Raw genomic sequence first — 23,451 nt, forward strand, 5'->3', positions numbered from 1 at the left:
TAGATACCATTCTACTATAGGCTTCAAGATTTAGTAGCACTAAAGCGTTCAGGTTAAGTCGAATACCAGATCCTAGATACCGCACAAAACACTATAATCCAAGTCCTGTAGCCTTGGAGTAGTTGTATCACTCCACCTCCAACGTGACCTTCTCTCCATCAAACGCCAGCCGCCCGGCGATCGCCTGCATCTCCTCAATGGGCTGGTCGTAACTCCAGGCGATATCAGGAAGGTCTGGTAGCGAGTAATAGGTACTGTCGCCCTTGAAGGGGCAATGGGTGACGGTGTGAGAGACCGAGAGCTTCGCCATCGCCACATCGGCGCGCGGCAGGTAGAGCCTCGGCGGATAGCCCTTCTCGCGCAATTCCAGCGCGTTGCCGGTGTCGGCGATCACTGTTTCACCGACCAGGATTCGCACCCGCGAGGATAGCGGGTGCAGCGTGATACGCGGTTCGGGGTGATCGGCCATGAACACTCCTTTTCGGGTTGGCAGATGAAAGCAGCAGATAGAAGCGGCAGATGAAGGTGCTTGGAGGCGCGTCATGCAGGGGGCAGCCCATCATGCCCCTCCGTCCCTGGCGAGCCGGAAGCCAGAAAACGCCCAGCGCGCCTCGGGCGGGAAGAAGTTGCGATAGGTCGCGCGGATGTGGTCTGCCGGCGTGGCACAGCAGCCTCCGCGCAGCACCATCTGACCGGACATGAACTTGCCGTTGTACTCTCCCAGGCTGCCCGGCAGCTTGCGAAAGCCCGGATACGGACGATAGGCGCTCCCCGTCCACTCCCAGACATCGCCGAACATCTGACCTGGCGTACCGTCGGCTTTCGCGGCCGCGACTGGCTGCAGATGATCCTGATCGACGAAATTGCCCGAGAGAGGGACATCCTGAGCGACTGTCTCCCACTCGGCTTCAGTCGGCAGACGCGCGCCCGCCCATTGGGCGTAGGCGTCGGCCTCGAAAAAGCTGACATGGCAGACCGGCGCGCTCAGATCCACCGGTACCAGGCCGCCCAGGGTGTAGTGATGCCAGATGCCGTCGCGCTCGACCCAGTAAAGCGGTGCCCGCCAACCTTCCGCCTTGACCGTCGCCCAGCCATCCGCCAGCCAGTGCTCGGGAGTGGCGTAGCCGCCGTCCTGCATGAAGGCGAGAAACTCGCCATTCGTCACCGGGCGATCGGCCATCTGGAACGCCTCGACGAACTGACGGTGGCGGCCCATCTCGTTGTCGTAGGCGAAGCCGCCTCTAGAGGCATCATGGCCGATCTCGCGAATCCCGGCAGGATAGGCAATCCAGCCCAGCGGCGGCACCTCCTGCTCCGGTGTCGGTGCCAAGCCAGGCGCCAGATCATCCCGATAGGCCGGGCACAGCGGGTTCTGCGCCAGGATGTGCTTGATGTCCATCAACAGCAGCTCCTGATGCTGCTGCTCATGCGGTAGACCCAGCTCCAGACGGCGCAGAATCTCCGGCAGATGTTCCTCAGGCGGATTCTCCAGCAAGGCCTGCATGGCCTTATCGACGTGTGCGCGATAGCAATAGACATCGTCGACGGTCGGGCGCGAGATTGCGCCACGCTCGGCGCGCGGGAACGGCACGCCATGGGTCTCGTAGTAGGAGTTGAAGAGGTGATCGTAGGCGGGATCGAGCGTCTGATAGCCGGGCTGAAACGGCTTCAGGATGAAGGCCTCGAAAAACCAGCTGACATGGGCGATGTGCCACTTGGGCGGGCTGACATCCGCCATGCTCTGCACCATGTAGTCTTCCTTGTGCAGCGGCGCACAGATCGCCTCGGTGGCAGCTCGCACTCGCTGGTAAGTACGTAGCCACGTCTTCGCCTGCTCGAGGTCGTGAGTGTCGCTTGAGGGTTGCGGTGCATATGACATCGAGACGTCCTTTGGGGTGTTACAGATCCATTGCCGAGATACTGATGTCGGGAGGTCGTGACCGACTTTCAAGGGGCTGCCCCGTGCAGAGAGTTGCCCTGCACGCGGGCCAGGCGCGACATGCCCCTTCAGGCACACCTGCCTTCACTCGTATTTCTTCTGCCAGCTCTTCACGGCGATGCGCTCCTTGAGTAGCTCCAACATGTCGATCAGCACCTGTTCGGTGATCTGCTCCGTCCTCGGGTCAGTGCGCGCCCAGGCATCGAAACCACTTTCTGCCAGATGCCCCACCAGCGCCGAGAACTCCTTGGAACGCAGGTCGACCAGCGCCTCATCAACAAGGTGACAGGCCAGATCCGACAGCGAGCTTTCCAGCCCTTTCGTCAGCTGGGTGCCCATGGGCAGGCGCGAGACACGCCGGAGCTCCGGGCTCTCGGCAAGAGTGCGACTGACCAGCCCCCGTACATAGCGCAGGGTATCGTCGCGGTTCTGGGTATAGATATCCCCGGCCATGGTCTCGAGTCGCAGACTGATCTCTTGGATCAAGGCCTGCTTGCGCGGTTCCACGACACGCTCGATCACCGACGATGAGAGGTCATCGCTGTCGCGCAACTGCTGCTGCACGTTATCGAGCATGCGTAGGGAGATACGGTCCGTCAGCTCCTCCAGCAGGATGTCGAGATACTTGGCCGCCACTCCGTAGAGGTACCAGCGGCGAACATCGATCATGCCGAGGCGTTGCAGACGGAACAGCAGCGAGATCACACGCAACACACGCAACAGACGGAAGCCGCTCAGCGGGATACACCCCAGCACGTCATACCAGTGCATGAAGGGATAGAAGAACCAGCGGTGGTAGCGCCGCTCCGCGATAGCCACTGCCCACCCCGCCAGCACATCCAGCAGGAAGACGGCGACGAACGCCAGGTCGATGGAGAGGAAGTTGGCATGGATGTTCTGCTCGTAGGCCGCATGCAAGCCGGGCGCTACAGCCTCGAAGGCCGTGTTCAGCGGGGGAATCAGGAAGAGGCTATCGAACAGCAGCAATGCCAGATTGGCGATCACGAGCACGATGATGAAAAGATCCCACCACAGATGTATCCGCTCTCTCGCGGATGAGGTCGTGCGAGTGGCTGGCATGACAACTCCTGACGTATTTTCGTCCTGGGGTTTCGAGCACGACACCTTGAATGCGGTGCTCCTGGAGTACGGCGCGCCTGATAGCGGGTCCACTGAGAGCAGCGGCCTGGGCCGGGCCAGCAACCAGGGCCGGCGAGAGGCGACTCACGATGCAGCGCCTATGTGATCAGGATACTGATGGAGTCCCGTGGTGACCACGTGAGGCTTAAGGAAACAGGCGATCCACTCCTCTTGCCACTCTTCTTGCCACTTTTCGTCCCACTTTCTCCGAAAGATGGCGTCCTGCGCTGAGCAGAATGTGTGTCCAGGACTCGCGGTCAATGGCGAGAGATATGCGATGACAAGGCATGCTCCTCGCGTCGGAACGCTCTATCATCGCAAGCACACTTCGTTGCCAATGGCCTTGCGGAATGATCACCTTCAAACAACTCGATGCAATTTACTGGGTGAGCGAACTCGGGGGCTTTGAAGCGGCCGCCAACAAGCTCCATACGACGCAGTCTGCAATATCCAAGCGGATTCAAGAGCTGGAAGAAACCTTTGGTGTGCCGCTATTTGATCGCAGCCGACGCTCGGCCCGCCTGACGGACAAGGGACTCGAGGTGCTGGCACTGGGCAAGGACCTGCTGGAACGCCGCGATCATCTCGTCGAGCGCATCAGTGACGAGTCCGTCATCCAGAGTCAGTTTCGGATCGGCGTGACCGAATTGACCGGCATCACCTGGCTGCCACAGTTGATCGCGCGGATTCGAGAGCGCTTTCCCCGCCTCAAGATCGAGCCCTCGATCGAGCTCAGCAGTGAGCTTTACAGCAAGCTGGAACACGACCAACTGGACATGATCATCGTGCCCGATGTGTTTTCAGACGCGCGCTTCATCTCTCAGCCACTGAAAAGCGTGGAAAACGTCTGGATGGCAGCGCATGGCACTGTGCCGGAGGGCCGTACGCTGACGCTCCAGGAGCTGACCGAACTCACGGTGCTGTCTCAAGGAAGTCACTCGGGCACGGGGTTGATCTGCGAGCGGTGGTTGTTGCAACACGGGGCGCGAATGCGAAATACGCTGGTCAGCAATTACCTGCTGGCGCAGGTCGGCCTGACCCTGTCAGGAGCGGGTATCAGTTACCTCCCCCGTCACTGCATGCAATTTCTGGTCGACCGCAAGATGCTGCAGATCTTGCCCACCACCGAAAGCCTCCCGCTGGTGCAATACAGTGCATTCTATCGCGCCGACCGTCAGGCCGGATTGACGGCAACCATCGCGGAACTGGCTGAAAGTACCTGCAATTTCAATCAACTGTATTTCGATCGCCTGCCGACGACAGAATAACGAGGGGTCGGTGTCCATGTCTGCCTGAGCACAACCGCTGCGGCATTCCTTCCGATACAGAAAGCCCCCGACACGAGGTGTCGGGGGCCTGGATGACAGTGAAGCCAGCCGCGTGAGAGCCAAGGACACACGGATTGTCAGGAGACTGATGCTGTCAGGGCGATGAACTGGCCATCACATGCCTCAATCCACACTCACTGCCGGTGTGGATGATGTGGGCGGTGTGGCAGGCGTCGTGGTGGGAGAAGCGACCTTTTCCGTCGAGAGCAGGTTTTCACTCTTGGCCACCAGCAATGCACCCACCACATCACCGGAAACATTGAGTGTGGTGTGCCCCATATCCACGATGCGATAAATGCCGGCGATCAGCCCGACCAGCTCGAACGGCAGATTCATCAATTGCAGGATCAGGGTGCCCATGACGATCCCGCCGCCGGGAATGCCCGGAGCTGCCATCGACAGGATGGTGCCGATGAAGATCACGTTGACCATCTGCGAGAAACTCAGCGAAAGGTCATAGAAGTCTGCCGCGAACACGACCAGCACGGACAGATACGCAGCGGCCCCCATCAGGTTGATCGTCGCGCCCAGCGGCAGCATGAACGAGCACAGCCATTCCGGCACACCGAGATCACGATGGGTGACCTTCATCGTCACAGGCAATGTGGCATTGCTGCTGGTGGTCGACAGCGTCATGAGCCAGATAGGCACCATCTTGCGTATCAAGCGCGGATAGGAAATTCGCGTGAACAGGACCAGCAGAATGGAGACCACTGCCCATATCACCAGCAGAGCGGCATAGTCCGCGAGGATGAACTTGCCGATCTGTCCAAAGATATCAATGCCGTAGTTGGCGACGGCATACGCCATCAGGGCAAAGATACCGATAGGCGACGTCGCCATGACCATGTCCAGAATACGAAATGACACCGCAGCCCCCTCATCGAACAAGGCACGCAGTCGGGCGACACTCTCTCCCAGCATGACCATGGCCACCCCGACCAGAATGGTGAAGACGATCAATTGGATCACGTTGCCACTGGCCATCGCTGCCACGGGGTTGCTGGGAATCATCTGCAACAGGAATTGACCGATGTCCAGGCCGCTCGAGACCGCCTCCACCGGGGCACTCATCTGGACATCAAGCCCTTTGCCCGGCTGGATGATGGAGGCGACGACCAGTCCGATGATGCCCGCGATGAGGGTCATGCCGACATACACCAGCAATGTCTTGCCGCCTACACGCTTCAGCTGCTGCACGTCCCCCATGTTGGCGATACCACCCGCCACGGAGAAGAAGATGATCGGCACGATGAGCATCTTGATGGCATTGATGAACGCGTCGCCCAGTGGCTTGATCGCCATTGAGAAATCCTGAAACAGCAAGCCACAGCTGATACCCAGCATGAAGCCGATGAAAATACGCACGGGTAACCCCCGTGAACCTCGCAAGGTAAGTGTCATGGGAACCTCATTATTGTCATTGTGAATTACGGGAGGTGAGTCTTGTTCGTTGCGACAAGGTTCACGTCAATGCCAGGCAGGCCTCGCGTAGACGCCGACAGCCTTCCTGGATGGCCTCATCCCCGATGGCAAAGGACAGCCGGATGTAGGGTGACAGGCCATAGGCTTCACCGCTGACCGCCGCAACACCGGCATCGAGCCAGTACAGCACCACGTCACCATCACGCATGAGACGCTGGCCCCCTGGTGTCGTCTTCCCCAATAGCCCGCTGACATCGAGATAGACATAGAAGGCGCCATCGGGGGCAGTGCAATTGACGCCTGCTATCGATTGCAGGCCCTCGAGCATCAATTGACGACGCTGCGTGTAGCGTTCCGCCATGGCGCGCACAGGAGCCTGATCACCGATGAAAGCTGCAACTGCGCCGGCCTGACTGATCGAGCTGGGGCAAGTCGTGGTCTGGGAGATCAGTTTCACGATGGCCTGGATCAAGTCTCGAGGACCGGCACCGAAGCCGATCCGCCAGCCCGTCATGGCATACCCCTTGGAGGCGCCATTGACGATCAAGGTGCGCGACTTGAGGTCTGGCGCCACATTGATCAGCGATAGATGGCGCGCCGGGGCGTAGACGAAATGCTCGTATATCTCGTCGGAGATGATGCCGACATGAGGATAATCACGCAGCACCTGAGCGAGCGCGAGCAGCTCCGATTCAGAGTACACGGCACCGGTCGGGTTGGACGGCGTATTGAGCACCAACCAGCGTGTCTTGTCGGTGATCGCCTCGATCAGCGCCTGAGGTGTCAACTTGAAGCCACAGGAGGCGTCGCAAGTGACGACACGCGGCACTCCCTCATTGAGCAATGCGATATCGGGATAGGACACCCAATAGGGCGCTGGCACGATGACCTCATCGCCTGGATTCAGCGTCGCTGCCATCACGTGATAGAGGATGTGCTTGCCGCCGGCCCCCACGACAATCTCGTCGAAGTGATACTCCAATGCATTGTCCCGAGCGAGCTTCTCGACAATCGCCTGACGCAATGCAGGGGTTCCCTCTGACGGCGTGTAATGCGTATCGCCCTGCTTCATCGCGGTGACAGCGGCATCGATGATGTGGGCCGGCGTGTCGAAGTCAGGCTCACCGATGGTGAAGTTGATGATGTCCTTGCCCTCGGCACGCAGCGCTGCCACGCGATCATTGGCCTGGACACTGGGGGAAGGTTGAATGCGCTTGAGACGGTCGGCCAACAGGATCGGTGTCATGCGTGTGCCTCCCCGTACTCAAGGCCTTTGGAGATGAGTACCGCATCCAGCCAGTGCTGGTAATGCTGGCCGCTCGAGATTTCCTCCATGATGCCGGCCTCTTTCCGGAAACTGGCCTTGGCAGCCTCGATCAACGCGGGTGCCTCGGACTGAGCGAAGGTGACCAGCCCATCTTCATCTCCTACCACGATGTCGCCCGGATTCACGACCTGCCCGCCGACACAGACGGGAACATTGAGCGCACCCGGCCCATTCTTGTAAGGGCCACGATGAATGCTGCCGCGGCCATAGCAAGGGAAGCTATCTTCCGCGAATGCCTTGATGTCGCGAATGGCGCCGTCCACCACCAATCCCACGCAACCGCGCTGCTGGGCGTAACACTTGATGAGCTCACCCACCAATGCATTGTCCAGATGGCCACTGCCGTCGATCACCAGCACATGGCCCGGACGCAACATCGTCAGTGCCTGGTAGATATACAGGTTGTCACCAGCGCGGCATTTGACGGTGAATGCGGTGCCGACCAATTTGGTGCCGTCGTGATAAGGCGTCAGGCCGCGAATACCACTCAGGCGATCCAGGTTATCGCTCAGGTGCGGCGTCACGATGTTGCGCAGGGCCTCGATATGAGCGGGATCTGCCAGGGCGGGAATGCCGGAATCTACCGAAGACGCAATCATGATCTACTCCAATCTGTGGGCTCCATTCGAGTATGCATCGAGAAAAAATCCAAAAAAGCGATTAATATTTATCTTTATAAATCACTTTTAGGCATCAGTTGTCTGCCTGCTTTTTCAGGAACCCATGAACAGGGCTGTGCGCTCGCCCTCACTGACAGTCACCACCGATAGCGCCCAAGTCATCCCCGAGAGCCTCTACCTCACAACGATCAACGTGATAGCGTAATCTGCCCCATGACATTGGAGGGAGACACCCGGATGAAACCGACTCAAGCGATGACATACGCCGCCGTGATGAGCGCAGCACTCACCCTGGGCGGCTGCGCGGGCGCTCAATCCCCTGACGACAATCACGCGGTCGATGAGCCGCTGGAGAACACTTACTGGAAGCTGGTGACACTAGATGACCAGCCGACACCCGTGGTGGATGGCAAGCGTGAAGCCCATTTCGTCTTGCATGCCCCTGACGCTTCGACACAGAACTCGCGAGTGGCCGGTTCCACCGGCTGCAATCGCCTGATGGGGGAATACCACCATGACGAGCACGAACTCAGCTTCGATCGTCTGGCCACCACGCGCATGGCTTGCCCCGGTGAAGTAGCGACGCTAGAACGCGATTTTCTCGCGACACTCAATGACGTGTCGGGCTGGCAGATAGACGGCAGGACACTGACGCTGCTGGATGAACAAGGGGCATCGCGTGCCCGTTTGGAGGCTGTTCACCTTTACTGACTCCTATCGCCGGCCGCTTAGTGCAGGGTGAAGTTGGGCTGAATACTCTGCGCAACAGACACCACAACGCCGCCTCCCGTTGCCGGAAGGCGTCGTTGTGTCATGCGATCCCCCCTTGCCGTCAGCCACTGAGCTCAACCTTGCTCTCTGTACTGACTCAGCGCTAGCTCACAGCGTGAAGCCCCCATCGACGGCGATGGCCTGCCCTGTCACATGCTCGGCCTGGGCGAGGTAGACCACCAGCTGCCCCATGTCCTCAGGTGTCTGGGCGACTCCCTGGGGCAGCAGGCTCTTCTGCAGGCGCTCCCATGCAGCGGGCTCGCTTTCGCCTTCCTGACTCCAGCGTGCGGAGAGTCCGCTCTCGCCCCGCCACATGCCGGTACCCACCACGCCCGGACAGATCGCATTGACGGTGATGCCTTCCGCTGCCACTTCCTTGGCGACGGCATTGGTAAAGCCGATGACGGCAAACTTCGAGGCACAGTAGTGCGACAGATCAGGAAAGCCGACCTTGCCGGCCATCGAGGCCACATTGATGATCCGCCCGACGCGGCGTGAGCGCATCACGGCGACCTCGGCCTGAGTGCACAGGAAGGTGCCTCGCGCATTGACGTTCATGACGCGGTCCCACTCCTCCACTGTCAGTGCATCGATGGAGTGGATGCCGATGATGCCGGCATTGTTGATGGCGATATCGAGCGGGCCGATTCCGACTTCAGCCTCCTCGATCAAGCGTCGCACGGATGCCGCATCCGAGACATCGACCTGTAGCGCCAGGCACCGTCTACCCAGTGCCTCCACTTTTTCCGCCGTCTCGCGGGCGATGGCAAGATCCAGATCCGCCACCACGACATCCGCGCCCGCCTTGGCCAATGCCAGCGCGATCCCCTGACCAATACCGCGCCCACCCCCTGTCACCAGTGCAATCTTGTCGTTCAGTTGCATGAGTCGTCTCCTGAATCTCTCACTGAAATCTGTAAATGATGCGCTGCTGCCATGACGCTGGCACACGGTCCAGCGCCACTGGCATCAGCTCAGGTGGTGGACTTCCTGAAGGCCGTAGACCGGCGTCGGAATACCCTCGAGCCGCGCCTTGAGCTGCAGCGCCAGATACTGGGAGTAGTGACGGGACTGGTGCAGGTTACCGCCGTGGAACCACAACGCCTGTTGTTGGGTCGGCTTCCACATGTTGCGCAGCTCTCCCTCCCAGGGCCCGGGGTCCTTGAGCGTATCGGAGCCCATGCCCCAGCATTTGCCGACCTTGTCGGCGACGTCCTGCGAGATGATGCGTGCCGCCCAGCCGTTCATCGAGCCGTAGCCGGTGGCATAGACGATCAGATCGGCGGGCAATTCCGTGCCGTCGGTCAGGGTGACCGAGCGCGGATTGATGCACTCGATGCCGGCGCCACTGCGCAGCTTGATGTCACCATTGGCGACCAGATCACAGGCGCCCACATCGATGTAGTAGCCGGAGCCGCGCCGCAGGTATTTCAGGAACAGGCCCGAATCGTCATCGCCAAAATCGAGCAGGAAGCCTGCTGCCTCCAGTCGACGGTAGTAGTCGGCATCACGCTTGCGGATCGCCTCGAAGATCGGGCGCTGGAAGTCGGGCAGTATTCGGTAGGGAATCGAGGCAAAGATCAGGTCCGCCTTGTGATGATCGATGCCGTTTTGCACTGCCTGTTCGGAATAGAGCGGCCCCAGCGCCTCTTCCATCAGCGAGTTGGACTTCACCACATGCGTGGAGGAGCGCTGCAGCATGGTCACGTCTGCATCGTGCTCCCACAGCGCGGCGCAGATATCGTGAGCGGAATTGTTGGCCCCCACCACGACCACCTTCTTGCCACGATAGGCATCCGGCCCCGGGTGCTGGCTGGAGTGCTGCTGCTCACCTTCGAAGGTCTCGGCCCCCGGGAAGTGTGGCACGTTGGGCATGCCCGACATGCCCGTGGCCAGTACCAGTTGCCTGGGACGCAAGGTCACGGGCTTGCCGTCGCGCACCACCTCGATCACCCACTCGCCGCTTGCCTCCTCGAAGTGCGCCCTCTCACAGGTCGTGGAGTTCCAGTAATTGAGCTCCATGATCTTGGTGTACATCTCCAGCCAGTCCGCGACCTTGTCCTTGGGCGCGAAGACCGGCCAGTTTGCCGGGAAGGGGATGTAAGGCATGTGGTCGTACCATACCGGGTCATGCAGACACAGGGACTTGTAGCGATTGCGCCAGGCATCGCCCGCACGCGGATTCTTGTCGATCACGATGGTCGGCACATCCATCTGTCTGAGCCTTGCGGCCAACCCGATGCCGCCCTGACCGCCACCGATGATCACGCAATACGGCTGGCGCTCGTAGCCCAGCTCAGCCTCTTCGCGCTGACGCGACTCAAGCCAGGTCTCACGTTGCTTGTTGGCACCATGCTCGGCGCCCTTGGGACGCTGCATACCCAGCGGTTCGGGGAATTCCTTGAGTTCGCGCATGGCGGTCAACAGCGTCCAGCAGCGCCCTTCCTTCAGGCGCAACAAGCCCTTGCCGCGTGCATCGGCGGTCTCGAAAGTGAACCAGGCTTCGACGATGCCGCCTGCCTCACTGGCCTCATCATCCAGTTGCCAGTGAGAGGGAGCGACATGCTCGAGGGTTGCCGCGAGCATCGACTGGATCTCGTCCTTGCCCTCCGAGGTCTTGAGATTCCAGGTGAAGGCGATCAAATCGCGCCAGTAGCATTCCTCGCCAAACAACGAGAGAACCCGGGCGATATCGCGCTGAGTCAGGGAGGACTCGAAATCATCGAGCCATTGCTGAGCGATCTGAGTTGGCGTGCGTGCGGTCATGGCGTCTCTCCGCGTGTTGTTGGATGTTGTAGTCACGCCTTCCATCCAAGGCATCAAGCATGCCAGCTTCGTCATGCACGCCTGACAAAGCTCGTAACCACTTGTCATCAATGACAAAAGTTCGCCACTACCGCACCATCACCCTCCTCGTCTCGCGGGGCATTCCCCCTTCCTCGTGACAACTGTACGCCGTACGCCTGACACGTCGCGTTACACCTGTAACGCCCCGACCAAGGATGCAGGACAGGGTGATTGACGCTCCCGCCACACCGCATACGCTTGAAGGAGCACACGCCGCTTTTGCCATGGCCACTGTCGTGACAACCGCGATTGCCATCGCCACCGGCACAAGAGCCATAGCCAAAAATTAAAAGAGCCGTAGCCACTATCAAAAGAGCCGTCCCGAGACGGCCAGCGCCGAGGCAGCCATGATCCGCCAACTCGACACGATGCCGTCTGACAAGCGGCAGCATATCCAGACCCTGATGCAACTCGGCGAAGGCCGCGACGCCTTCCCCGAGACTCAGCGCGACGTCATCCGTCGCTCCTGGCAGCGCTGTCTGGAGAAATATCAGCTCGACCCCAGCCGCCCTCGCCCGGTCCGCGTTCTCACCCAGCAGGCGCTGCGCGATCATCAGGAATCGGCGGATGAGCTGTTGCATGTGGCGCGTGCCGGGGTGGAGCGGCTCTATAGTCAGATCGCACAACATGGCTATGCGCTGATCCTCACCGATCAACGCGGTATCGCGGTGGATTTTCGCGGTCAGCGTGATCAATTGAGTGAGCTGCGGCGCGCCGGCCTCTATCTCGGCTCGGACTGGAACGAGCGCTATGCCGGCACCTCGGCGGCGGGCACCTGTCTGCACGATAGCGCAGCCGTCACCTGCCATCAGCGTGAGCACTTCGATGCCACCCACATTGATCTGACCTGCACCGCGGCCCCCATCACCGATCCCCAGGGGCGTGTGATCGCTGCCCTCGACATCTCGGCACTGAAATCGCCACGCCCGCAGGAGAGCCAGACCTTTGCCCTCTCCCTGGTCACCCTGCATGCCCGCATGATCGAGGATGCCTACTTCCTGCATCGCTATCGGGATTGCCTGATCCTGCGCTTCGACACGGCGCGGGAATTCGTGCACCTGAATGGTCGTGGCCTGTTTGCCATTCAGGAAGATGGCAAGGTGATCGCCGCCAATCACGAAGGCCGACGCCTGATCGATGCGCATCTGGAGCGCTGGCCACCGTGGACGGTCTCTACCCTGCCCGCTGTCACGCAACTGTTCGATGGGGAGCTCAATGAGCTGCTGAGCATTCCGCACGCTAACCTGGATCAGATCCGCGCCTTCCGCCTGCGGGCAGATGACGCCATCGTCTTCGTGACGCTGATCGAACCGCGCGGCTATCCGGTGAAGGCCCTCCCCACCGTCAGTCAGCAGGATGACCCGGTGCCCGAGCTGGACCAGCTCGCGGGAGATGACCCTTCCATGCACCGGCTGCTCAAGCTGGCGCGCCGCATGCGCCATGAGAATGTGAGCATCCTGATTCGTGGCGAGACGGGGACCGGCAAGGAAGTGTTGGCGCGGGCGCTGCATGATAGCGGGCCACGCGCCAAGGCGCCCTTCGTGGCGGTTAACTGCGCGGCCATTCCGGAATCGCTGATTGAAAGTGAACTCTTCGGTTATCTGCCGGGCGCCTTCACGGGAGGGAGGCCCAAGGGCATGCGCGGCCTGATTCAACAGGCCGACGGTGGCACACTGTTCCTGGATGAGATCGGCGACATGCCGCTGCCGCTCCAGTCACGCCTGTTGCGCGTACTTGCCGAGCGGGAGGTGTCGCCACTGGGGGCCGAGACGCCCATCAAGGTGGATATTCGAGTCATCACTGCCACGCATCGTGATGTCACGGAGCTGATCGCCAGCGGGCAATTCCGCGAAGACCTCTACTACCGACTCAACGGCGCCGAACTCCTGCTACCCGCGCTGCGTGAGCGCGCCGACCGCCACTACCTCATTCGCAAACTGCATGCGGAACTGCAGGCCGAACGCGATCAGTCACTCCATCTGCGCGCCGACGCCATCAGTGCGCTGCTGAGTCATCACTGGCCGGGCAATATCCGCCAACTGCGCAATGCAATTGCCTTCGCGATGGCCACCGCGGAAGGCGATGAAATCACCCTGCATGATCTGCCGGAGGTCTGCCAGGCCAACACCGGCAGCGCCTGCGGAACTACCAGCCCATTTGCCGCTTCCTCCCTCGTTGCATCCAGCGGTTCCTCAAGCACTGGCTCTCCAACGTTCGCATCTGCGGAGGCTGGGACAGAGGCAGGCGAATTGCTCGAGCTGTTGCGCCACACGGACTGGAACATCAGCCAGGTTGCCCGCCAACTCGGCGTCTCGCGACCCACTATCTACCGCCGCATGCGCCGTCATGGCCTGGTCGCGCCTAATCATCAGCCGCTCGCCTCATGAACCAGCTGCATCTTCATAGCCGAGTGTGAAGAGCATGAAGAGTGCATGAGGATGTCGTGCTCTGAAGTTGTAGAGGGTTGCCACGCAAGCCGGCCCGAGCAAACGTTCGGGCCAGCCCGTATGTTGACCTCACCTTCCCCTTGCCCCCTCCTCGCGTCGACGTCTCTACGGCTCACATTGCGCGCTTGCTGAGCCCGCCTATCCCCCACTTGATTCGCCGGCTTTCACAGCGCCCTAAATGACGCCCGGCCTCATTATGAATTTCACTCAACTTGAACATTAAAAAATCCAGTTTGTCTCATGAGGCTCTGGAATGGATACTCACCTGCATCAGATCGTTGATGAAGACTTCCCATGACGCTGCACTTCACAGCCAGCACATGGAACGTGATGGCGAGCAGCGTGCCTCTCCCGGCATGGATGCATTCTCACAGAGAGCAACCCGCTCACGAGACGCCTGAAAGATCACGGGAAGATGTCGACGACACAGTGAATTATCTCTCTCAGGATCAAGGTGAACGACCATGAGCAACGAATTCGGTTTCAGCATCAAGAGTCTGCGCTTCGACGAGAACTACGTTCCGGCGGAAAACACCCGCCTGACCACCAACTTCGCCAACCTGGCGCGTGGTGAGAGCCGTCAGCAGAACCTGCGCAGCACGCTGAACATGATCAACAACCGATTCAATGCGCTGGCCAACTGGGACAACCCCAAGGGCGATCGTTACTCCGTCGAGCTGGACATCATCTCCGTCGAGCTGAATCTCGATGCCGCCCGTTCCGACAGTGCCCTGCCGATCATCGAGATCCTGCAGACCACCATCGTCGACCACCAGACGAATCAGCGCATTGACGGCGTGACCGGCAACAACTTCTCGTCCTACGTGCGCGATTATGACTTCAGCGTGCGCCTGCTGGAGCACAACAAGGGCAAGGAGTCCTTCAGTGTTCCGGAGCAGTTCGGCGTACTGCACGGCAACCTGTTCCAGGCCTTCGTGGGTTCCTCCGCCTACAAGGAATGCTTCAAGAAACCGCCGATCATCTGCATCAGCGTCTCGACCACCAAGACCTATCAGCAGACCGAGAACGTGCACCCGATCCTCGGGGTGGAATATCGCCAGGATGATGATTCTCTGACCGATGCGTACTTCAGCAAGATGGGCCTGAAGGTGCGTTACTTCATGCCGCCGGGCAGCGTTGCGCCGCTGGCCTTCTACCACACCGGCGACCTGCTCAACGATTACAGCAATCTGGAACTGATCAGCACCATCAGCACCATGGACACCTTCCAGAAGATCTATCGTCCTGAGGTCTACAACGCCAATTCCGTGGCCGGCAAATCCTATCAGGCGAGCCTGAAGCAGCAGGACCACTCACTGACGCGCATCGTGTACGACCGCGAAGAGCGCAGTCAGCTCGCCATCGAGCAGGGCAAGTTCGTTGAAGAAAGCTTCATCAAGCCTTACCAGAACCTGCTCGAGCAGTGGTCCACCAACTGGTCCGCCAACCAATAAATTCATCATCGGTCAGCTCACTGATCCGCAAACAGCGCGCTGATCGACGAACGACATTCGCTATCTGAACCATTCCAAGGACAAGGTTATTCATCATGACGAGATTACTCCCGACCTCCACCGCTGGCAGCCTGCCGAAACCCTCCTGGCTCGCCGAACCAGAGGTCCTGTGGTCCCCATGGAAGCTCGAGGGTGAGGCACTGATCGCGGGCAAGCAGGATGCCCTGCGCGTCTCCCTGCAGGAGCAGCAACACGCAGGGATCGACATCGTCAGCGATGGCGAGCAATCGCGTCAGCACTTCGTCACCACCTTCATCGAACACCTGAATGGTGTGGATTTCGAGAAGCGCGAAACCGTCAAGATCCGAGATCGCTACGAAGCCAGCGTGCCGTCCGTAGTCGGCCCGGTCTCTCGTCAGAAGCCGGTGTTCGTCGAAGATGCCAAGTTCCTGCGCTCGCAGACCGATCAGCCGATCAAGTGGGCACTGCCTGGCCCGATGACCATGGTCGACACCCTCTTCGATGGCCATTACAAGAGCCGCGAGAAGCTGGCCTGGGAATTCGCCAAGATCCTCAACGAGGAAGCCAGGGAGCTCGAAGCAGCAGGCGTCGACATCATCCAGTTCGATGAACCGGCCTTCAACGTGTTCTTCGATGAAGTAAATGAATGGGGTATCGCCACGCTGGAGCGTGCGATCGAAGGCCTCAAGTGCGAGACCGCCATCCATATCTGTTACGGCTACGGCATCAAGGCCAACACTGACTGGAAGAACACCCTGGGCTCCGAGTGGCGTCAGTACGAAGAGGCCTTCCCGAAGCTTCAGCAATCCAACATCGATATCGTCTCGCTGGAATGCCACAACTCCCACGTGCCGATGGAGCTGATCGAGCTGATCCGTGGCAAGAAGGTAATGGTTGGTGCCATCGATGTCGCCAACAACACCATCGAGACGCCGGAAGAGGTCGCCGAGACCCTGCGCAAGGCGCTGCAATTCGTGGATGCCGACAAGCTCTACCCCTGCACCAACTGCGGCATGGCCCCGCTCTCCCGTGAAGTCGCCCGCGGCAAGCTGCAGGCACTCACCGCCGGCGCCGCCATCGTGCGCAAGGAACTCGAAGCGCAGCGCTGATCGCTTGGCGAAACACTGAACAGGCCAAGGCACAGCACTGTCAGATAGCGCCAGGCTAGTCCCGAACCGAGTTGGCCCGACGATAGTGCTCGAGAGTGGAAGCAGCTGCGGCTGATACCGCCGCAAACAAAAATGGCCATCGTGAAGAATTCACGACGGCCATTTTTTCATCACTCACATCCTTGTCACTCAATCACCCAGTCCCGCGCTATCGCTGCAGCCCCTCCCCTACGGCTGACAATTACCACCTCCCCAATCTTGCAGGACCTGTCATGTCACTCTCCGATACCGACACCAAAGCTGACACCATTATCGACCCCACCAGTTTCCGTGAAGCCCTCGGCCACTTCGCCTCCGGCATCACCATCATCACCACCCAGGTCGACGACGAGCCCATCGGCTTCACCTGCCAGTCGTTCTACAGCGTCTCGATGAACCCGCCGCTGGTCTCGTTCAGCGTCAAGGCAAGCTCCTTCAGCTACCCAAAGATTCGCCAGGCAGAGCGCTTCGCCGTCAACATCCTCTCCAGCGAACAAAGCCATGTCTCCAACCAGTTCGCCATGCGTGGCGCAGACAAATGGCAAGGCATCGACTGGCAGCTTTCCCTTCTCGGCAACCCAGTCATCAATGACAGTCTGCACTGGCTCGACTGCAAGATTCACGCTGAGCACCCTGCAGGCGACCATCTGATCGTGATCGGGGAAGTGAAAGGACTGAATCTGGATGTTGCTGCGACCTCACGGCCGTTGCTGTATTTCAAGGGAAAGTACGGGGATTTGGCTGGGGCTGCAGAATTTTAGACATGAGTCTATGGGGCCCGGTAGTCATGAGGCTGAGAACAGCCGGGCTCTGCCTGTCTATAACAACATACTAGAACGGAAAACTATTTTCTGATAGAGATAAGCGCTCAAGTTTGGCCCCGCTATTTCAGAACGAATAACCATTGATTTCCAATCAAGCCCATAATAATCGAGCAAATTAGCATATAAGACTCCAACCAATTCAGACATGAATACTTCGTCAAATTCTGGCCTGACACTCATATAAATCAATCGAAGATCGTCTGCATGCGTTTCGTTACGATATATCATTTTTGATGTGTATACATTACCTTTTCCATCGTAGTTTTCTCCGAGTATGTATTCTAAGTAACAGGTCTCTAACTCTGAGAGACTACCAGGCAATTTACCATACGCACGATAGTAACATACTAGCATTTCGTGAATTCTAACCTCAAACTCATGCTCATCTAAAATATAAGAGAAATACCCCCTTATTGATTCGTCTATGGAAAAAACATAATCCATCGCAGTATCACTGAGCTGCTTGATTTTGATGGAGAATTTGTTTTTATAGGAGTGTTGGATAAAATGCATGTGCTCATGAGTTATTATGGATTTTTTATACTCTTCGGAATATCTGGATAACTTATTGGGATAAATCACTATTGCTCTTTCATTTACTGAAAAATTAAAAGACCCAATAATGGTCTTATTCGTACTCTTCTTCCACACACTGCAAATAAACATATACAAAATCTTTGTCGGAAGATATATCAATAAAAATAATAACATCACAATAGCTGGAATCACGGCTATTAAAAAAAAGAAAACCTTGTCAAATAAATTCATTTCCAAGAAAAGCAACCAAAATGCTCTTAATTTAGATGTAGCATATCTATAATCTGCTCTGACACCGTCGACGATATATCTTTCTTTTTTATCAATCAATACTTTTAGAAAAAATATCCAGCCTGCAAAGACGGATTTCATCTCATGAAGCAGCAAGAAAAACCCACTAATATTATGGATTTCAAACTCTCTGTTCTTAAAAACACAATTGTCATATATCCAATTTCCATTAGGAAAATCCGCACTTAACTGCTGTAGAGTATTTAGCTTTACAACTCTTTTTTCTTTTAGCGTAAACATATTCCCTCACGATTCATGGTGACTCGACCAAAAAATTTAAATTAGTATAGTATTGGCAGTGGATAAGACTTCTGAATAATATCGCAGAGATATTGTGTCCGACCCTTCAACTTATTGTCCGCCTTGCGTAGCTCAGTGCTAGCCTAGAGCAAATAGATGTTACCTTCGAAACGTGACTAATATATGATAATGTGCAAGGAAACGACACGTGCGTCTCACAAACGAGACGAATGGATTAGCGCCGTAAACCTCTTCTTTGCGTCATGCTGCGCAACCTGGCTACGGCCAAGAACGCCGTAACCACGCTTTGAAAGGCATTTGGCGATGGGCGGTGTGCTTCGCATTTTCAAGCATACTGAATGGATTTACAGCCTGACATCCTTTGTCAGCGCCCTGTTACCCTGCTCGGCATGTAATGCTCAGCAACACGTCACACAAGGAAGAAGGCATGAGTCAGCCACAGTACGCTCCAGGGATGCGCCTAGAGGTTCTTGATGCCGAGTGGCGGCTGACCCGAATGGATCACAGCATTGATGGCGAGTACTTCCTTCACTGCACTGGTCTTTCGGAGCTGGTGCGTGGAAGAGAGGCGAGTTTTCTCACCCGGCTCGAGCCCAACATTCGTGTACTCGCCCCGGAGAAAACAGCTCTGGTGGATGATCTATCTCCAGGCTTCCGTGCTGGCTTGTCGAACCTGGATACCCAACTGCGTGCTACGGCTTCAGCTGACGACGCCGTTCAGCTCGGTCACATGGATGCCATGAACACGCTGGACTTCCGGCTCGAGCCAACCCGCCAAGCACCAACCACCCCAGCACTTATCTCGATAGAGAAGCCAGTTCGCACGAGATTAACCTTCCTGGAGTCGGACACCAGTACCGCAAGCAAAGATTGGAAAATCAGCAGCAAGTGAGAATGAGGCTAGCGTGAAAGCATTATAATCATCGCCCACCGCTGACTCATCATCGTTGAATGAATATTACATACATATAGCCGTTGTCGGGCCACTCCGGCAGCGACTGGCATATTTTGAATTGAAGCCTAGATAAGACAGCAGGGAGCACTCGACATGATTGAACTGATATCCAGCAACATGGAAGGCCTATTGTATCGCTTCAGTGCCGACACCATTACCGGCATCTTCTGCTGGGCAATACTCGCAATCGGGATTGCCGCCCTGATTTGCTACAGAAAAGACAAGATGCGCAGCCTGACGCATTACACAACAAATCTGCTGACTTCCCTCGGCATGTTGGGAACATTCATCGGTATCGTCATTGGCCTGCTGCACTTTGATACCGCCGATATCGAGGGCAGCATCTCCTTGCTGCTCGACGGGCTGAAAACCGCCTTCATGACCAGCCTGTTCGGCATGGCGCTGGCCATGGTCTACAAGGTGCTTACCGGCTTGGAGTTTATGCAACCCAAGTCCGAAGTGGCGACAGGCCCAAAAGAAGTCGGCCCGGAGCACATTCACCAGGTAATGCTGCAGCAGAATGAGCAACTCGCTCAGCAAACTGCCAATCTGGAGAAGCTGCATCTGGCAATTGCCGGCGATGACAGCGACACCCTTACCGGGCAGATTCGTCTACTGCGTCAGAATCAGGATGACAATCACAAGGCCCTAGTGCGCGAGGTAGATCGTCAGTCCACCGCCGCTGAGGCCCTCGGCATCCACGCCGACGCCCAACGCCAGCGCTTTGACGCCTTTGCTCGTGAGCTTAGCGAGCAGATGCGCGAGTTCGCCGAAATGATGTCAAAATCCGCCACCGAGCAGGTCATAAATGCCCTCAAGGAAGTTATTCAGGACTTCAACAACCAGCTGACGGAACAGTTCGGCGATAACTTCAAGGCACTGGATGCCTCGGTCAAATCGCTGGTGGAATGGCAGGAAAACTACCGCCAGCAGCTAGGGGAAATGCGTGATCAGTACGCTCAAGGCGTGACGGCGATCACCGATACCGAAAAGAGCGTCGCCAACATCAGCACCAGTGCCAGCGCCATTCCGGAAACGATGTCAGGCCTGGGAACGCTTCTGACTGCGACTCAGCGCCAGCTGGCAGACCTTGAAGCCCATCTCGCCGTCTTCGCCGACATGCGCGACAAGGCCATCGAAGCAGTGCCGCAGATCAATGCGCAGGTCGAGAAGACAGTGGCCGATATTTCCCAGGCCGCCTTCAATGCCGCAACCCAGCTGGTCAGTGGGAGTGAGGAACTCAAGAAGGAGCTGGTCGATGGCACCGCCAAGATCAACGCTGAGATGATCGAAGGCGCCTCCGGCCTCAACGAACGCTACAACAGCGTTCACCAGTCACTGCAAGGCACCTCTGATCACCTTGCTGCTCAGGCCACTGAAATCGCAGGCCAGTTCCGTGACGCTCATGAAACCGTCAATACGCAAGTGCGCACGATGATCGAACACCTCCAGCAGCAACACGAAGTCATGGGCAAGAATATTACCGAAGGCAATGAGCGTATTGCTGAGCAGTTGTCTGATAGCTCCGCCCGTATGAACGAGACGCATCGCAAGGGAATCGAGATCGCGGAACAGCAAGTGACTTCCCTTAGCGACAAGCTGGGCGAGTACTCCACTCAGCTGACCCGCCAACTAGGCGAGGCCGGAGAAACCAATCAAAAGCAACTGCGCGAGACGCTGGAAAATGGCCTGAAGCAGTATCAAGGCCAACTGACGGCGGCTCAGGAGCAACTTCAAGGTGCACTCAAGAAAGTATCTGAAGATACTCAGACATCACTGAATGGCCAATTCGAGACACTCAATAAAGAAACACAGGAACAACTTCTGAAAGTAATGAATGAAATGGGAAGCGCACTGACAACTATTACTAAAGGCTTCACCAATGATTACGGGCGCTTGACCAACGAGATGCATCGCATCATTCAGCAGGCTGACAAGGCAGGAGCCTTTTGATGAGTCGTCTTGATGCCGTCTTCGGCCGTGGCAGCGCGGCCGGTAGTGAAGAGGAACACCATTGGCTCAGCGTCTCTGACTTGATGGCCGGGCTGATGATGGTGTTCTTGCTGATCGCCGTCGCCTTGATGATGCATGCCAATCAGGTACGCCAAGGCGTCACGGATGTCGCCAAGGCCTATCAGGATACCCAGGTTGCCATCCTCAGGGCCTTGCAGGATGAGTTCTCGGATGATCTCTCGGGGTGGGAAGCGGAGATAGATCCTGAAACACTGGCTTTCACATTCCAGTCACCGGAGGTGCTGTTTGCCACCGGCTCGGCCAGCCTTCGCCCTCGCTTCGAGCAGATTCTGAGAGATTTCTATCCGCGTTATCTCAAGGTGCTTGCGCCCTTCAAGGACAGAATTCAGGAAGTACGTATCGAGGGCCACACCTCCAGCCGCTGGAACCAACATGTCAGCGAAGACCAAGCTTACTTTCTGAACATGCAGCTCTCGCAGGACCGGACGCGCTCCGTGCTGGGATATCTTTATCAACTGCCGGAAACTCAGGCTGAAAAGTCATGGGTCAAGCAAACTACCGCTGCGGTCGGTTACTCCTCGGCTCATCCGGAACTGGATGAGAAACAACAGGAAAATGCTGAGCGCTCTCGGCGTGTCAGCTTCCGCATTCTGACCAATGCCGAAAGCCAGATTCGCGCGATTCTCGATGAGGTCGGCCAATGAAGCTGGAGATCGATCTTGGAGAGCTCTGGAGCAATGTCAACAAGGTGAGGCCGGATAGGGTCAAGATAACGCTTGAGCCAACTTCTGTCAGTGCTGGTGTCTCTGGTGTCTCTGGTGTCTCTGGTGTCTCTGGTGTCTCTGGTGGCCCTGGCGACTCTGGAGGTGATAGATCAGACCAACTACACGAGCCTGTGGTGCCTATTGAGGGCGGAGCATTATCTGAAGAATCTTTTCATGTTGTGGAAGGCCCTGGTGGCCTTCTCCAGAAAGATGGCCAGCAGATCATGATGTATATGCCGGGCCATTACCCGGAACGTTTCGAGAAAGCTCTACAGGATGGTAACGATGGCAACCGCATGCATGTTGCCTTCTGTATGCACCTGGAAAAGATGAAACAGAATGGGAAGTACGATACCAAGTACTTCGCGACCCAACGGATTGATGATCACTTCTCCATTCATGACAACAAAAGCGAACGCAAGGGCCATGCTGCTCTGAAAGTCTGCAAATATTGTTTGAACAAACTCAACTACGATGGCTACGCCGTTCCCGGACGAGGCAAGGGAGCCATCTTCAAGGACTTCTCCTTTGAGGCCTTCTTCGAACGCTATGCATCATTCTTCTCTTCTCATCCACAACGTAAAGCCCCCACAACCGCGCGAGAGAAGGGCTATACTGAAGATTGGAAAGAGGTGTCTCGTCGATATCGCACGTCACGGGACTACTGCTGTGAAGAGTGTTCGGTAGACCTCAATGACTATCCGTATTTGCTTCATTCTCATCACGTGAATGCCAACAAGCAGGATAATCGTGATGAGAATCTGCGTGCACTCTGTATTGATTGTCATAGCAAACAGCCCTATCACGATCATATGATCGTGAGTCTTGAAGACCGACACTTGATCGCGCGGCTTCGCCAACAGCAGAACATGCCAGTGCCGGCGGATTGGAGTCGCGTTTTCGATCTGGCGGACCCGGGCATGAATGGAGTGTTGCACTCCCTGCAACACAGCCGTGTACCGATACCGGTGGTTGGTCTGAATATTCTGGATGAGAATTCAGCTGTCATCGCCACTCTGGAATTGGCATGGCCTTCCGCTCAGCTCGCGATTGCCATCTCAATCGAAGATGCTGATACCGCCCGCCAGCAAGGTTGGAACACGTTATCAGTCGAGCAATCCCTCGCGTATCCGGATTATCTTGTAAAGCACTTGAGTTAGCGCTTCAGCAGGTATCGCATGTGGAGTCCCTCCCGTTGCTCCACATGCGATACCCATTGATAAATTGGCATGACTCGACTCTCCAAAACCTGGGGATCTGCTGGGCGTCCGCACGTATACGTCAATCTTCGTTGCTCTCAGATCAACAAACATGCCCTTTTCTGGTCTCCCTCTTCCGCCTTCTCTTGTTCTAGCGTAGTCAAGCAGCTCCTAAACTA

At 57.2% G+C, this 23,451-nt stretch carries 19 protein-coding genes; 10 read left to right on the forward strand and 9 right to left on the reverse strand.

Annotated elements, in window-relative coordinates:
• Positions 1-127 precede the first annotated feature (127 nt).
• From HXS66_RS00515 to HXS66_RS00525, 3 genes are all read right to left on the reverse strand, one after another.
• The gene (locus tag HXS66_RS00515) at positions 128-469 is read right to left on the reverse strand and encodes a DUF427 domain-containing protein (RefSeq protein WP_176502628.1); all 342 of its coding nucleotides are present in this window, start codon (positions 467-469) and stop codon (positions 128-130) included.
• Between the two features lie 90 nt (positions 470-559).
• Positions 560-1,879, reverse strand: a complete 1,320-nt coding sequence (egtB, locus tag HXS66_RS00520) for an ergothioneine biosynthesis protein EgtB (RefSeq protein ID WP_176502629.1) — start codon at positions 1,877-1,879, stop codon at positions 560-562.
• A 144-nt stretch (positions 1,880-2,023) separates the two neighbouring features.
• Positions 2,024-3,019 (reverse strand): ion transporter, encoded by a 996-nt coding sequence (locus tag HXS66_RS00525; RefSeq protein ID WP_176502630.1) that lies wholly within the window; start codon positions 3,017-3,019, stop codon positions 2,024-2,026.
• Positions 3,020-3,429: 410 nt separating this feature from the next.
• On the opposite strand from HXS66_RS00525, the gene HXS66_RS00530 reads away from it, so the two are divergent.
• A complete protein-coding gene (locus HXS66_RS00530) occupies positions 3,430-4,347 on the forward strand; it encodes a LysR family transcriptional regulator (protein WP_084208955.1) in 918 nt (305 codons plus the stop codon).
• 183 nt (positions 4,348-4,530) lie between these two features.
• On the opposite strand, the gene HXS66_RS00535 is transcribed toward HXS66_RS00530, so the two are convergent.
• The 3 genes from HXS66_RS00535 to HXS66_RS00545 all read right to left on the reverse strand — a co-directional run bounded on the left by HXS66_RS00535 (position 4,531) and on the right by HXS66_RS00545 (position 7,758).
• A complete protein-coding gene (locus HXS66_RS00535) occupies positions 4,531-5,811 on the reverse strand; it encodes a dicarboxylate/amino acid:cation symporter (protein ID WP_176502631.1) in 1,281 nt (426 codons plus the stop codon).
• 61 nt (positions 5,812-5,872) lie between these two features.
• The gene (locus HXS66_RS00540; protein ID WP_176502632.1) at positions 5,873-7,078 is read right to left on the reverse strand and encodes a pyridoxal phosphate-dependent aminotransferase; all 1,206 of its coding nucleotides are present in this window, start codon (positions 7,076-7,078) and stop codon (positions 5,873-5,875) included.
• On the reverse strand, positions 7,075-7,758 hold the full coding sequence (locus HXS66_RS00545; protein WP_176493069.1) for an RraA family protein: 684 nt from the start codon (positions 7,756-7,758) through the stop codon (positions 7,075-7,077). The genes HXS66_RS00540 and HXS66_RS00545 overlap by 4 nt, the downstream gene beginning before the upstream one ends.
• Positions 7,759-8,016: 258 nt before the next feature.
• Between HXS66_RS00545 and HXS66_RS00550 the strand changes: the two genes are divergently transcribed.
• On the forward strand, positions 8,017-8,490 hold the full coding sequence (locus HXS66_RS00550) for an META domain-containing protein (RefSeq protein ID WP_255303016.1): 474 nt from the start codon (positions 8,017-8,019) through the stop codon (positions 8,488-8,490).
• A 168-nt stretch (positions 8,491-8,658) separates the two neighbouring features.
• Here the strand turns inward: HXS66_RS00550 and HXS66_RS00555 are convergent, their stop codons facing one another.
• Both HXS66_RS00555 and HXS66_RS00560 read right to left on the reverse strand, forming a co-directional pair.
• Positions 8,659-9,435, reverse strand: a complete 777-nt coding sequence (locus HXS66_RS00555; RefSeq protein WP_176502633.1) for an SDR family NAD(P)-dependent oxidoreductase — start codon at positions 9,433-9,435, stop codon at positions 8,659-8,661.
• Between the two features lie 84 nt (positions 9,436-9,519).
• Positions 9,520-11,316 carry an NAD(P)/FAD-dependent oxidoreductase gene (locus HXS66_RS00560; protein ID WP_176502634.1) on the reverse strand — a complete coding sequence of 599 codons (1,797 nt, stop codon included), beginning with the start codon at positions 11,314-11,316 and terminating at the stop codon, positions 9,520-9,522.
• 428 nt (positions 11,317-11,744) lie between these two features.
• Here HXS66_RS00560 and HXS66_RS00565 point away from each other — a divergent pair, with 428 nt between their 5' ends.
• The 4 genes from HXS66_RS00565 (at position 11,745) to HXS66_RS00580 (ending at position 17,228) form a co-directional block, all read left to right on the forward strand.
• Positions 11,745-13,784: a sigma-54-dependent Fis family transcriptional regulator gene (locus HXS66_RS00565; protein ID WP_255303017.1), complete on the forward strand. Its 2,040-nt coding sequence runs from the start codon at positions 11,745-11,747 to the stop codon at positions 13,782-13,784.
• Positions 13,785-14,308: 524 nt separating this feature from the next.
• On the forward strand, positions 14,309-15,298 hold the full coding sequence (locus HXS66_RS00570) for a DUF1852 domain-containing protein (RefSeq protein ID WP_176502635.1): 990 nt from the start codon (positions 14,309-14,311) through the stop codon (positions 15,296-15,298).
• Positions 15,299-15,393: 95 nt separating this feature from the next.
• A complete protein-coding gene (locus HXS66_RS00575; protein ID WP_176502636.1) occupies positions 15,394-16,428 on the forward strand; it encodes a methionine synthase in 1,035 nt (344 codons plus the stop codon).
• A gap of 272 nt (positions 16,429-16,700) precedes the next feature.
• Positions 16,701-17,228: a flavin reductase family protein gene (locus HXS66_RS00580; protein WP_176502637.1), complete on the forward strand. Its 528-nt coding sequence runs from the start codon at positions 16,701-16,703 to the stop codon at positions 17,226-17,228.
• A gap of 57 nt (positions 17,229-17,285) precedes the next feature.
• Here HXS66_RS00580 and HXS66_RS00585 read toward each other — a convergent pair whose 3' ends face one another.
• Entirely contained in the window at positions 17,286-18,359 is a 1,074-nt protein-coding gene (locus tag HXS66_RS00585; protein WP_176502638.1) for a hypothetical protein, read from the reverse strand.
• Positions 18,360-18,807: 448 nt separating this feature from the next.
• Here HXS66_RS00585 and HXS66_RS00590 point away from each other — a divergent pair, with 448 nt between their 5' ends.
• The 4 genes from HXS66_RS00590 to HXS66_RS00605 all read left to right on the forward strand — a co-directional run bounded on the left by HXS66_RS00590 (position 18,808) and on the right by HXS66_RS00605 (position 23,233).
• Complete coding sequence (locus HXS66_RS00590) at positions 18,808-19,272, forward strand: hypothetical protein (RefSeq protein WP_176502639.1); 465 nt, start codon at positions 18,808-18,810, stop codon at positions 19,270-19,272.
• Positions 19,273-19,428: 156 nt separating this feature from the next.
• Positions 19,429-21,288 carry a hypothetical protein gene (locus HXS66_RS00595; protein ID WP_176502640.1) on the forward strand — a complete coding sequence of 620 codons (1,860 nt, stop codon included), beginning with the start codon at positions 19,429-19,431 and terminating at the stop codon, positions 21,286-21,288.
• On the forward strand, positions 21,288-22,013 hold the full coding sequence (locus HXS66_RS00600) for an OmpA family protein (RefSeq protein WP_176502641.1): 726 nt from the start codon (positions 21,288-21,290) through the stop codon (positions 22,011-22,013). Before HXS66_RS00595 ends, HXS66_RS00600 begins: the two co-directional genes overlap by 1 nt.
• A complete protein-coding gene (locus HXS66_RS00605; RefSeq protein ID WP_176502642.1) occupies positions 22,010-23,233 on the forward strand; it encodes an HNH endonuclease in 1,224 nt (407 codons plus the stop codon). The genes HXS66_RS00600 and HXS66_RS00605 overlap by 4 nt, the downstream gene beginning before the upstream one ends.
• The last annotated feature ends 218 nt before the right edge of the window (positions 23,234-23,451 follow it).

The organism is Cobetia sp. 5-11-6-3 (genome assembly GCF_013374055.1).
Lineage (GTDB): Bacteria > Pseudomonadota > Gammaproteobacteria > Pseudomonadales > Halomonadaceae > Cobetia > Cobetia marina.

Bases quoted from the DNA above. Each gene is read 5' to 3' on its own strand.
- HXS66_RS00515 (WP_176502628.1), bottom strand. From the start codon at position 469: ATGGCCGATCACCCCGAACCGCGTATCACGCTGCACCCGCTATCCTCG.
- egtB (WP_176502629.1), bottom strand. From the start codon at position 1,879: ATGTCATATGCACCGCAACCCTCAAGCGACACTCACGACCTCGAGCAG.
- HXS66_RS00525 (WP_176502630.1), bottom strand. From the start codon at position 3,019: ATGCCAGCCACTCGCACGACCTCATCCGCGAGAGAGCGGATACATCTG.
- HXS66_RS00530 (WP_084208955.1), top strand. From the start codon at position 3,430: ATGATCACCTTCAAACAACTCGATGCAATTTACTGGGTGAGCGAACTC.
- HXS66_RS00535 (WP_176502631.1), bottom strand. From the start codon at position 5,811: ATGACACTTACCTTGCGAGGTTCACGGGGGTTACCCGTGCGTATTTTC.
- HXS66_RS00540 (WP_176502632.1), bottom strand. From the start codon at position 7,078: ATGACACCGATCCTGTTGGCCGACCGTCTCAAGCGCATTCAACCTTCC.
- HXS66_RS00545 (WP_176493069.1), bottom strand. From the start codon at position 7,758: ATGATTGCGTCTTCGGTAGATTCCGGCATTCCCGCCCTGGCAGATCCC.
- HXS66_RS00550 (WP_255303016.1), top strand. From the start codon at position 8,017: ATGAAACCGACTCAAGCGATGACATACGCCGCCGTGATGAGCGCAGCA.
- HXS66_RS00555 (WP_176502633.1), bottom strand. From the start codon at position 9,435: ATGCAACTGAACGACAAGATTGCACTGGTGACAGGGGGTGGGCGCGGT.
- HXS66_RS00560 (WP_176502634.1), bottom strand. From the start codon at position 11,316: ATGACCGCACGCACGCCAACTCAGATCGCTCAGCAATGGCTCGATGAT.
- HXS66_RS00565 (WP_255303017.1), top strand. From the start codon at position 11,745: ATGATCCGCCAACTCGACACGATGCCGTCTGACAAGCGGCAGCATATC.
- HXS66_RS00570 (WP_176502635.1), top strand. From the start codon at position 14,309: ATGAGCAACGAATTCGGTTTCAGCATCAAGAGTCTGCGCTTCGACGAG.
- HXS66_RS00575 (WP_176502636.1), top strand. From the start codon at position 15,394: ATGACGAGATTACTCCCGACCTCCACCGCTGGCAGCCTGCCGAAACCC.
- HXS66_RS00580 (WP_176502637.1), top strand. From the start codon at position 16,701: ATGTCACTCTCCGATACCGACACCAAAGCTGACACCATTATCGACCCC.
- HXS66_RS00585 (WP_176502638.1), bottom strand. From the start codon at position 18,359: ATGTTTACGCTAAAAGAAAAAAGAGTTGTAAAGCTAAATACTCTACAG.
- HXS66_RS00590 (WP_176502639.1), top strand. From the start codon at position 18,808: ATGAGTCAGCCACAGTACGCTCCAGGGATGCGCCTAGAGGTTCTTGAT.
- HXS66_RS00595 (WP_176502640.1), top strand. From the start codon at position 19,429: ATGATTGAACTGATATCCAGCAACATGGAAGGCCTATTGTATCGCTTC.
- HXS66_RS00600 (WP_176502641.1), top strand. From the start codon at position 21,288: ATGAGTCGTCTTGATGCCGTCTTCGGCCGTGGCAGCGCGGCCGGTAGT.
- HXS66_RS00605 (WP_176502642.1), top strand. From the start codon at position 22,010: ATGAAGCTGGAGATCGATCTTGGAGAGCTCTGGAGCAATGTCAACAAG.